The sequence below is a fragment of the Parabacteroides caeci genome (genome assembly GCF_023656795.1).
Taxonomy (GTDB): domain Bacteria; phylum Bacteroidota; class Bacteroidia; order Bacteroidales; family Tannerellaceae; genus Parabacteroides; species Parabacteroides segnis.
Genome location: NZ_JAMOKT010000050.1, coordinates 46579 through 57459, shown reverse-complemented (window position 1 = coordinate 57459; position 10881 = coordinate 46579). Strand labels below are relative to the sequence as shown.

Genomic DNA, 10881 nt, shown 5'->3' with positions numbered 1-10881 from the left:
GTTAAGACTTTTCTATCTGCAAGATTACCTTTATTCCCCAATTACACAACTTTTTTTGAAATATTTTAATGATTTATGCCACAAAACATATTTTAATAGAAATTTTGGTGCGGTTGCCCTGGTTTTCTAACTCATATTCTACTTTAATTAAAAAATAAACCGTAAGTTTACCTCAACTAAATACAACGCACATGGAACCTGAATCAAAATACGAATCCGTCCCTTATGGTTTTGCTTACTGCCTGAATGAACAATGCAAGCACTCCACGAAGTGCCTGCGTTATCTCGTTTCGAAACAACTCACGCCGGAACGGACTGTTTTCTCGATCGTAAACCCCGATTGCACGACGCCACAAGCAGATAGCTGCCCCTTTTTCAAAGCAGATCAAAAGGACAGGTACGCATTGGGGATCACTCAATTATTAGAAGATCTGCCTCATAACAAAGCTGTTGCCATCAAACGGGCAATGAATACCAAATTCAGTAAAGGAACCCTTTACCGCATCCAGAAAAAAGAACGATTGATTACCCCTGACGAACAAAAGATCATTCGTATGATCTTTATGCGACAAGGTATCCATACCGATCCGCTTTTCGACCAATATGTAGAGCAATACGATTGGTAAGAAATTGTATACTTTTTAGGCCTTTATTACTTATAATCCCCACTTAAATGGGTGATATTCCCCACACAAGTGGGCAGTATTCCCCATAGCAGTGGGGATAATTCCCCACATGAATAAAAATTGTGGGGAAAAAGCTCTATAACGAACTCTCAGTAGATACTGAAATCCTGCGGCTTTATCACAAACCCGATCCGCAGCATACTCTTAAAGTGGTTATATTCCAGCAGGTTCTCACCGTAACCGTTATAATATTGAAGGAAAAAATATTGGTTCTCGTTATTGTTAAACTTATAACTTAACTCGACCTGCGTATTAAAACTGAACCAGGTTTTACGTTTCGTCAGGATCACTCCGCAGTTAAACCGCTTATTGTCTGTCCGGAAATTGGCCGCCATCTGGAAAATACCGTTATACTTTAACAGGTCTTTATTATATTTTCCGTCGACGATCGGTATCCAGGTCTTGAATTGAGCCTCCCAGTTTTTGTTTAAAACAATGGCTGTTGCAAATGTCACCTTGTTCCAACTGCGCGAAGCCGTACTGTCTTTTCCGTTCGATTCATGTTCGAGCATCAGATAGCCTTTTCCGATGAATTTATTATGATGGATAATCAGATGCCCCAGTCCGATTCCCGGATTGAAGTTCAGGTCGCGCATGGGCAGAGATTTCTGGAAAACATTCCAAAAGGCTTTCTGGGTGTACTGGATAAAAAGATAAGTGTCGAAAGGCAGCTTGCTTTTTGTCAGGCGTTGGGCAATACTCAACTGGAACTTCACATCCGAATTGGCAGCGGTCGGTTTATGCCCGATCGTCGTCCCACCGATGAAATAATTATCTTTGAATAAAGTGAAATAAGGCGCTTTGTCCAATACCGCACGCACACTGTCCGCGTTATATTCCAACTTCGGATCCTGCACCAGAACCTGGGCAGATACTGAAACAAAACAGGAAATGGATAAAACATATAGAAATACTGCTGTCCTTTTCATAAAATCACGAATATATAAACCTTATAAAAATAGAACAAAGGTAATATCCATCAAGGTTTAACAATTCTCCCCGATTTCATGAATTATGGTCAATTCAGTTACCTCTTCTTTATTAATAACCAAATCTTAACTGGTATGTTCATTTTTTATATCTTTGCCCGCATGGAAAAAGTATATCAATATTACAGGGATACAATAGCTGCTTACACACGCCGCTCGGACGGCCTGAGAAAAAAAATGCATTTGATAGGGACAATACGCCTGCTGCTGGTTGCCGGGCTTATTGCTGCGATATGGTTTCTGAAAGCCGAAAACTGGATGGTGTTGGGCGGGGCAATCCTCTTATTCATCATTCCTTTCATCGGGTTAATGGTTTATCATACATTTTTATCATCGCAAAAGTCGTATGCCGATGCACTATCCGCCCTATGCAACAACGAACTGAAAGGATTGGATTACGATTTCAGCGCTTTCGACGGGGCACCGGAGAAAAGTTCTGCTGACCATTCATTCAGCCTGGACCTGGATCTTTTCGGAAACCGCTCCATCTTCCAGTCCATCAACCGGACAGTCACTTCGATGGGAAAAGAAAGGCTTGCCGACTGGTTTATCAATCCGCTTACCGATAAAGAAAAGATACTCAAACGACAGGAAGCGATCCGTGAACTGAGCGAAATGACGCAATTAAGGCAACACTTCTATGTAACCGGCGTATTAAGTCCGGGAAATAAAGGAGATGTGAATACCCTAAGCACATTAACAGATCATAAACCAGCCTTCATTAACAGCCTGCTCTGGAAAATACTGATATGGCTCATTCCTGCCATATGGGTGATACTGATCGCAGGAGCATCAAGCGGAATAATCAGTTTCACCGGCATAAGCATATTCTTCGCCATCTCGTTCCTAATTTCCTACATACGGGGAAAACAAATCACAGAACTTCATAACTCCGTGAACAAGATGGAGAAAATCCTGTATACGTATTCTTCACTGATCAAAAGCATTGAAGGCGACCTTTTCAAGTCAACCGAACTGGCAGCGATCAGCAACCAGTTTAACGGGACAGACGGAACAGCCTCGAAGGCTCTGAAAAAGCTATCCCGCAGCATTGGTGCGCTGGACCAGCGGGGCAGTATGATGGGATTCATTATGAACATCTTTATTCTCCGCGACACCCGGACAGCCATCCGTCTGGAACGTTGGATACAGATACACGCCGAGGATATTCCCCGATGGTTCGATGCCCTTGCCGAGTTTGATGCCTACAGTTCGTTGGGAGGATTTGCATTCAATCATACCGGCTATATCTATCCGGAAATAGCCGACTCTTATTTCAAGATGAGTGGTAAAGCACTTGGGCACCCCCTACTCCGCCGTGATGCTTGCGTACGGAATGATATTTCGATAGAAAAAAGTCCGTGGTTCCTGATTATCACCGGGGCAAATATGGCTGGGAAAAGCACCTACCTCCGTACAGTCGGAGTCAACTATCTGCTGGCCTGTATCGGTGCTCCGGTCTATGCAGACTCCCTGACTGTCTATCCGGCAAAGATGGTGACCAGCCTGCGTACTTCCGATTCGCTGGTCAGCAATGAATCTTATTTCTTCGCAGAATTGAAACGGCTGAAAATGATTATCGACCGTCTGCAACAGGGAGAAAAACTATTTATCATACTGGATGAAATCCTGAAAGGAACTAACTCGATCGACAAGCAAAAAGGTTCGATCGCCCTGATGAAACAGTTGGTAGCTTACCAGACTTGCGGCATCATCGCCACACACGACCTGGCACTGGGCGAACTGGAAAACGAATTCCCCAACCAGATAAAGAACTACCGCTTTGAAGCCGATATTACAAATGAAGAACTAACCTTCTCCTATCTGCTTCGTGAAGGGGTAGCACAAAATATGAATGCATGTTTCCTGATGAAGAAGATGGGGATAACGGTTTAAATACTTATATTTGCACGTAAATTAATAGAAAGGAGTCACTTATGACAACAATAGAACTTGAAGCCAGCAAAGCGGAATTGGTTCGTGAGATATTAAATATCGAAAATAGTGAAACCATCGGAAAACTTCGCAAATATCTAAGTAAGCTCCGGAGTAACAAAGAAGAGGCAAGTCCGTGTGAATATACCCTCGAAGAGGTTCGTCAGCGATTGGCTATCACTGGTAAGGATGCTATTGCCGGAATAGGTATCAGCGGTGAAGAGATGGAACAGCGAATGAAAGATATTATATAATAGTATGAAAATCATATGGCATCCGTTTGCATCAAACGATTTTGATCAGATTATATACTATTACCGGGATGCTTTTGGAGTTAAAACAGCTCAAAAAGTCCGCGACACACTTCATCATGACATATATCATTTGCTCTGTTTACATCCTTTTCTGGGATTCTGTGAAACCTGTCTGAGTGACGTCGATCAACTCTCTTACCGTTCACTAGTCTCGGGGCACATTAAAATAATTTATACCGTTCACGATAAATATATTTATATCCACATGCTTTGGGATTGCCGACGTAATCCCAAACAACTTCAAAGCGAAATAAAAGAACGTAAATAAAACTTATCAAATGGAGTTGTATCAAAATTCGGTTTTAATACAACTCCATTTATTATCATTTTCCTGTTTTATACTTCGCCTTAATCTCCGGCAACGCCCGCTGTATCTCTGCGATACGAGTGGCATCACTTGGGTGAGTACTCATAAACTCCGGAGTCGAGCCGCTTTTTCCGGCAGACATCTTTTGCCAGAAATTTACCGCGACATCGGGATTATATCCAGCCATCGTCATAAATACCAATCCCATATAATCCGCTTCCGATTCATGCTTGCGTGAGAAAGGAAGCATGACACCATACTGTGCCCCCACACCATAAACCGTATTGGCAACCGTCTGGACTGCCGCACTCTTATTGCTTACAGCCTGTCCTAAGATGGCGGCTCCGTATTGCGCCATCAGCTGCTGGCTCATCCGTTCGTTACTATGTTTTGCCACCGCATGCGCCACTTCGTGACCAACCACTACGGCCAGTTCGTCATCCGACGATACCAGCGACATCAAACCTTCGTAAACCACAATCTTTCCGCCCGGCATACAAAAAGCATTTATCTGGTTATCTTTCACCAGATTGAACTCCCACTGGAAATTCTTAATCTCACTTTCCATTCCGTTCGCTTTCAGATAGGCCTCCGTTGCTGCGGCAATCTTCTTACCCACACGGGTCACCATCGCACTCTCATTCTTATCCGACGACTTTGTGGCTGATTTCATATAATCGCTGTATTGCGTTAAGCTGGAGGACAATACCTCCTGGTCAGAAACCAGCAACACCTGCTTTCTCCCTGTCAAAGGCACACTCCCGCACGCACTCAGCATCAGAAGCATCGCCATCAATAAACCTGTAATCTTTTTCATCTCTCTCATTTAGTTTTTACGAATACAAAATTATCATTTCTTTATAAGAATAGAACAATTCCAAAGGTATTTTTGCTCAACAGATATATAACAATACTATCCTTTCAGTATATATCCTTTCTTTGTGAGAGAAACAATACCAACAGACAAATCCCTCTTCAGAGCTCTCCTCAGATAAGTGATTTGTACATTCAGGGCAAGAGAATTGGCATATGAATTATTCCCCCATATGACATCCAGAATGACATTACGGTCTACCGCCTTGTTCAGGTTACGTACCAGGATACGAAGAATATCCGCCTGCCGGGAGGTAATCAGCGTTTTACTGTTACCTGTACGTATTTCATTTGTTGCATAGTTGAAAAACGTATCTCCGAAAGAATATAGTTCTTCTGCTGTTTCCACTGATAAATTTTGTTCAAAACGTTCCCTGATACGTGCCAACAGTTCTTCCGGATAAAAGGGTTTAGCCAGATAATCATTTCCCTTCACACTAAATCCTTTCAAACGATCGTTCTTATCCGAACGGTCGGACAAGAAAAAGATCAAGACATTATGATCCTGTTCCCTTATCTTTTCAGCTACTTCAAAACCATTCTTTCCCGGCATGTTGATATCTAATAAAACCAAATCCGGTTTAACCGCCGGAAACTGTTCCAAGGCCATCGTTCCATTTCCTGTATAGGTTACTTCATAACCTTCTTTTTCCAGAAATCTCTTTAAAAGAATAGAGTATTTCAGATCATCATCCGCCAGTAAAATTCTCAGAGGTGTTGCCATATATTATGTATATAAAACGTTTTGTATTCTTATTGAGGTAATGTCACAATAACTTTCGTACCCTCCCCTATTTTGCTTTGAAGAGAAACTTTTCCATGATGTGCTTCCACGATCTGTCTTACATAACTCAAACCAAGTCCAAGGCCCGGTATCTGTTTGCCTGATAAACGGGGGGAACGGTAAAATTTCTCAAAAACCTTCCGCTGCTCGGCCGGAGAAATACCGAAACCATCATCCTCCACCGACAATTCAACACTTTTACCCATTCGCATTGCAACAATACGTATATGGACCTCTGGACCGGAATACTTGATTGCATTCTCTACCAAATTACATAACATATTTGCCATATGCACCGGATCTGCCGTAATAAGAGGCAACCCGGGAGCATATGCCGTAGAAAAAGAGACCTGTTTATCCGGCGGAACCGGTATGAGGCGTAACACTTTCTCCACCAACTCCTGCAAATTAAATGAAGAAATAGTAAACGGAGTCATGCCACCATCAGCGCACACCATATCTTTCAGTTTACCCAGATAAGCAGAAAGATTATCCAATTCGAATATGGCATCATGGGTAACTTCCCGGCAAGTCTCTTCATCTGTACGCATTTCCGGGTCATTTAAAAAGGAGATACACATTTTCAGGGCTTGTACCGGACGTCTAAGTTCATGTATCATGGCATGGACAAAATCTTCCCGCATCATCCCGATCTTTTTCTGTTTTAAGATCGTAGCTATCTGGAACCACAGACAGGAAATAAGCAACAAGATCAAAAGCAGGCTTACCCCTAACTGACCGGCCATCCGGACAAGTAACGGATGAAAAGAAAGCGATACGTTCATCAGGATGCCTCGCGCTTCAAATGGAGAATACATATATTTAATAAGAAGGGAAGACGGAAGAAAAGTATCGTCCGACAGTCGCCAGGAAGAGGCGGTATCCAGCGTATCGCCAACTTCCAGGGGCGAACAATTTATTGTATATTCCGGCAACCGGACTTTCAGTAAGCTGTCCAGACGTTCGCCGGAAAAAGGGACAAAATGATCCACTACCGAGCGGTCCACTCCCATCAGCAGGCTGTCTTCCGGCATGGACGCATTAAATTTCAGATTGAACTGGTCTATCCGACCGGAATCTTTTAAACTTAATTTAAACCCCGTAGAAGTATGGGACAACCTCTCATCCACCAACGAAGCGCTATGTTCCACATTCCGGTTCAAGACATAGGTCACTTTTGTATCCAGGGCTTCTTGCTTGCGCATACGGAACTCTTCTTCCTCTACTTCTTTTATTTTTCCAACCAGTTCCTTTGCATATCGTTGCATTTCATATTGAAGCTGGTTATACAGCCAATATCCCTGCATCCCAATCGCAGACAATGCAGCAAATAAGGAGAATATATAGATAAGTCGTATGCGTTTTTCCATCCTCTTTTTCCAACAAAGTTAACAAGGAGGACGAGTGGACAAAGAGTAAACAATCTATTTTTTCCCGAAATAATAAAACAGTAATATTTTCCCTTCGTAATACTTCAGTAATAAATTTCTTCCTATCATACTCTTTCAAGCCTGTAATTTTGTCTCAAACCATTTAAAAGAAAATAAAGATGAAACAGTCACTATTAACAATTACATTCATCTGTTCTGCGCTTTCCGTAGCGGCACAGGTCAATATCCGGGTATATGATATCAATGATGTACTGAAGTCAAAACCCATAGACCAGCTTTTATTTACCGTCCAATATCAGACAGCTTTCGTCAGTGATACTTTGTCACCGGATAAACGGACGGAAGAAACCATGATGCTAAAGGTCGGCTCCCAAAGTTCGGTATACTATAGTTACGCCCGCTTCCGTACGGATTCGTTAATTGAAGCGGACAAAGCGGCGGGAGCTTCACAGGAAATTATCTCCGAACATCTGAAACAGAGTAACGGCTATGTCAATGACCAGATCTATAAGAATTATCCGAAGGGAAAAACTACGACGCTTGACCAGCTGGCGGCAAGCCGTTTCCGGTGTGAGGAACCGGTCGAAAGGCCGGAATGGACTTTATACCCCGATACTGCAACCGTTCTTTCCTATACTTGCCGGAAAGCCACCTGTCATTTCCGCGGAAGGGAATACGAAGTCTGGTATACCCCGGAAATCCCCAGAAGTGATGGTCCCTGGAAATTACAAGGGTTACCCGGTTTAATACTCAAAGCCTCGGACAGCCAGGGACATTATACGTTCATCTGCTCAGGCATAGAGAAAAGTCGTAAAGAGGAAATGATACAGTTCACCGGATCGGAATATGAACCTGTTTCACCGAAAGATTTGCAGAAGGCACATAAACGTTATGCGTCAGATCCGATCGGTTATGTCACGGAGACCTCTCCCGGAGTGAAGGTGACTATCAAAGGAGAAGACGGCCGCCCGTTCCGTCCGAAGAATATGCCATATAATCCTATCGAAAGATGAGACCACTGATTATAGCATCTCTTTTGTGCCTTCTTACTTTTCACCTGCGGTCGCAAATACAGATAGAGGGACTCGTTACGGATGCTGAAAATAATAAGCCTGTCGATGCCGCCACCGTTCAATTACAGAAAAAAGGGAGCAGGATACCTGTTAATTATACGCTGACTGATGCGGAAGGACATTTCATCTTTCCGGCTATACAGGTCAATGATTCAATGGTTGTCCGTGTTTCCCTCTTGGGATATGGCACGATGGTACTTCCCGTAGTGCCCGGTGAGAAATTGCATTTCCAGCTCTCCCTCCGGCCGTTCAGCCTGAAGGAGGTCGAAATACGTCCCGGAAGGATCTATGGGAGACAAGACACGATCAATTATGATGTGTCCCGTTTTATCTCCCCTAAAGATGAATCGGTAAAGGATATATTAAAACGACTTCCGGGTATCCAGGTGAATGATGCCGGAAAAATATCGTATAACGGAAAAGATATAAGCCGTTTCTATGTGGAAGGGATGGACCTGTCCGACGGGAGATACGGGCAGATCAGCAATAACCTCCAGGCTAATGCCGTTGAAACGGTACAAGTGTTGGAGAATCATCAACCGATACGTGTACTCAGTAAAAAAATATCGACGGAAGATATTGCCCTCAACCTAAAGCTGAAACCACAATTCCGGAACCGTTGGCTCATCAATCTGGAAGGAGGAACAGGAGGCTCCCCCATCCTTTGGTCAGGCAACCTGAATGCGATGCAGTTAAGCCGTAAAAGCCAGTCGGTCTATCTCTATAAAGGAAATAATACCGGAAACGACGTAACAGACGAGCAAAGATCTTTCCGGACGGAAGGGGAGGAAAAAAAGTACGGGTCGCTCCTCCCCACGTTCCTCAAACAACCCTCACTGAGCGCACCTTTGAAGAAAGAAAGGCTGCTGTTCAACCAGGTACATACATTATCTGCCAACCGCCTGTATAAGCTGAATGAAACGGCGCAACTCCGGATAAATGCCAATTATGTACATGACTTACGAAGCCAGCAACGAGGAAGTATCACTCATTATTACCAGGAGGCCGATACGCTCACCCTGAAAGAAGAAAGCAATACCCAAATCAGAAATGACCGTACAGAACTCGCAGCAAGTTTTGAAAATAACACGGAAGATCTTTTCCTTACGAATCATTTCAATCTGACGGGAAATTGGGAAAACAGCCTGTCGCATATCCAAACCGGACAGAACGTCACCCAACGGATACAAACACCGGACTTCGGGGTACGCAATTACCTGCAAGGTCTTTGGACACGCGGTAAAAATACGATTGAAGCCCGTTCACTCGTCCGCTATCACAACCTGCCAGCACGAATCGGGATAAATGATTATTCGGATAAAATGAATCTGCACCAGTTATACATCGATCATTCATTGTTGGTGTTACGCAAAAAAGGGATGCTCACCCAACGGTATGCAGCCGGTGTTTCCGGAGATATAAATAACCTGCATAACGGTTTCACCCTATATGCCATTCCGGAATACCAATGGAATCTGCCGAAATGGAGTATTTCGTTCAACCTTCCGTTCCGGTGGACTGCTTTTCCCGGAACGGACATCTCGCATCCGGCACTTAATCCTTATTTATCCATCCTTTATAAGTTAAATTACGCCTGGCGTTTTTCTGCCCGTGCAGAATATAAAGAATCATACGGAGATATCACCCATCTATACACTTCTCCTTATCGTACAAGTTTCCGGAACCGGATCGTGAGTAACGGAATACTGCCGGTAGAGCGCAGGCAATCATACGCTCTGTATGGAGAATATAAAAGTACGGTACATGAATTCTTCCTCACACTTTACCTGAACTATATCACTAACCGGTCAAACCGTATTTTCGAACGACGGATAGAGGGAGAAGAAGTATCACTCCTATCTCTTCCTGAAAAAAATGATTCATATAACTGGTCTCTCAACGGAACCCTGTCGAAAGGCTTTTACGATTGGGGGACAAAATTTGCCCTTTCCTATCTCATTGGGCGCAATAAAGCGGAGCAACTCAGTGACGGGAAGCGATTACCTTTCCGTTCCGATTATATGCAATATGAACCTAAAATAAGCTGGACACCGTCACGATTACTGGAAATAAATTACCAATCGACTATTTATTACGGAGGATCACGTATCGGGAGCGAAACCCACCTCAACCCATTATTAAACGTAGTTCAGAAGTTCGGAATCATCTATAGCTTGGCAGCCGTGGATATTCAGCTCACCCTCGATCATTATCATAACGATATCAGCCGGGATAAATCGGCAGATGCATTCTTCGCCCATATTTTCCTCCGCTGGAAAACCGGTAAATGGCAATTGACTGCCGATGCCACCAATTTATTTAATAAAAAAGAATACCGGTATACACAATATTCTACCACAGAAAGTTACACCTCATGGCTAACCCTCCGCCCCAGGGAATTTCTGGTAAAGGTCAGATACAAATTTTAAACACAAACAAACATGAAGGACGGATTATAATAATTATGCAAAAAAACCGTCCTCACATGTATATTTATTCAATTATTCGCTTTATATTTGCAATCGTTTT

The 10881-nt window shown here is 43.2% G+C and carries 9 protein-coding genes; 5 read left to right on the top strand and 4 right to left on the bottom strand.

Annotated elements, in window-relative coordinates; genetic code table 11:
• The first annotated feature begins 191 nt into the window (after positions 1-191).
• Complete coding sequence (locus NBH15_RS21320; protein WP_250823487.1) at positions 192-626, top strand: DUF6078 family protein; 435 nt, start codon at positions 192-194, stop codon at positions 624-626.
• Positions 627-775: 149 nt separating this feature from the next.
• Here NBH15_RS21320 and NBH15_RS21315 read toward each other — a convergent pair whose 3' ends face one another.
• Positions 776-1615, bottom strand: a complete 840-nt coding sequence (locus NBH15_RS21315) for a phospholipase A (protein WP_250823486.1) — start codon at positions 1613-1615, stop codon at positions 776-778.
• 162 nt (positions 1616-1777) lie between these two features.
• On the opposite strand from NBH15_RS21315, the gene NBH15_RS21310 reads away from it, so the two are divergent.
• Complete coding sequence (locus NBH15_RS21310; protein ID WP_199676293.1) at positions 1778-3571, top strand: MutS family DNA mismatch repair protein; 1794 nt, start codon at positions 1778-1780, stop codon at positions 3569-3571.
• A gap of 41 nt (positions 3572-3612) precedes the next feature.
• A complete protein-coding gene (locus tag NBH15_RS21305; RefSeq protein WP_010800294.1) occupies positions 3613-3864 on the top strand; it encodes a hypothetical protein in 252 nt (83 codons plus the stop codon).
• 383 nt (positions 3865-4247) lie between these two features.
• Here the strand turns inward: NBH15_RS21305 and NBH15_RS21300 are convergent, their stop codons facing one another.
• The 3 genes from NBH15_RS21300 to NBH15_RS21290 form a co-directional block, all read right to left on the bottom strand.
• On the bottom strand, positions 4248-5048 hold the full coding sequence (locus NBH15_RS21300) for a M48 family metallopeptidase (RefSeq protein WP_010800296.1): 801 nt from the start codon (positions 5046-5048) through the stop codon (positions 4248-4250).
• 96 nt (positions 5049-5144) lie between these two features.
• Positions 5145-5828: a response regulator transcription factor gene (locus tag NBH15_RS21295; protein WP_128134106.1), complete on the bottom strand. Its 684-nt coding sequence runs from the start codon at positions 5826-5828 to the stop codon at positions 5145-5147.
• Positions 5829-5857: 29 nt separating this feature from the next.
• On the bottom strand, positions 5858-7258 hold the full coding sequence (locus NBH15_RS21290; RefSeq protein WP_250823485.1) for a sensor histidine kinase: 1401 nt from the start codon (positions 7256-7258) through the stop codon (positions 5858-5860).
• A 179-nt stretch (positions 7259-7437) separates the two neighbouring features.
• Between NBH15_RS21290 and NBH15_RS21285 the strand changes: the two genes are divergently transcribed.
• Both NBH15_RS21285 and NBH15_RS21280 read left to right on the top strand, forming a co-directional pair.
• Entirely contained in the window at positions 7438-8292 is an 855-nt protein-coding gene (locus tag NBH15_RS21285; RefSeq protein WP_250823484.1) for a GLPGLI family protein, read from the top strand.
• On the top strand, positions 8289-10781 hold the full coding sequence (locus NBH15_RS21280) for a carboxypeptidase regulatory-like domain-containing protein (protein ID WP_250823483.1): 2493 nt from the start codon (positions 8289-8291) through the stop codon (positions 10779-10781). Before NBH15_RS21285 ends, NBH15_RS21280 begins: the two co-directional genes overlap by 4 nt.
• Positions 10782-10881: the final 100 nt, after the last annotated feature.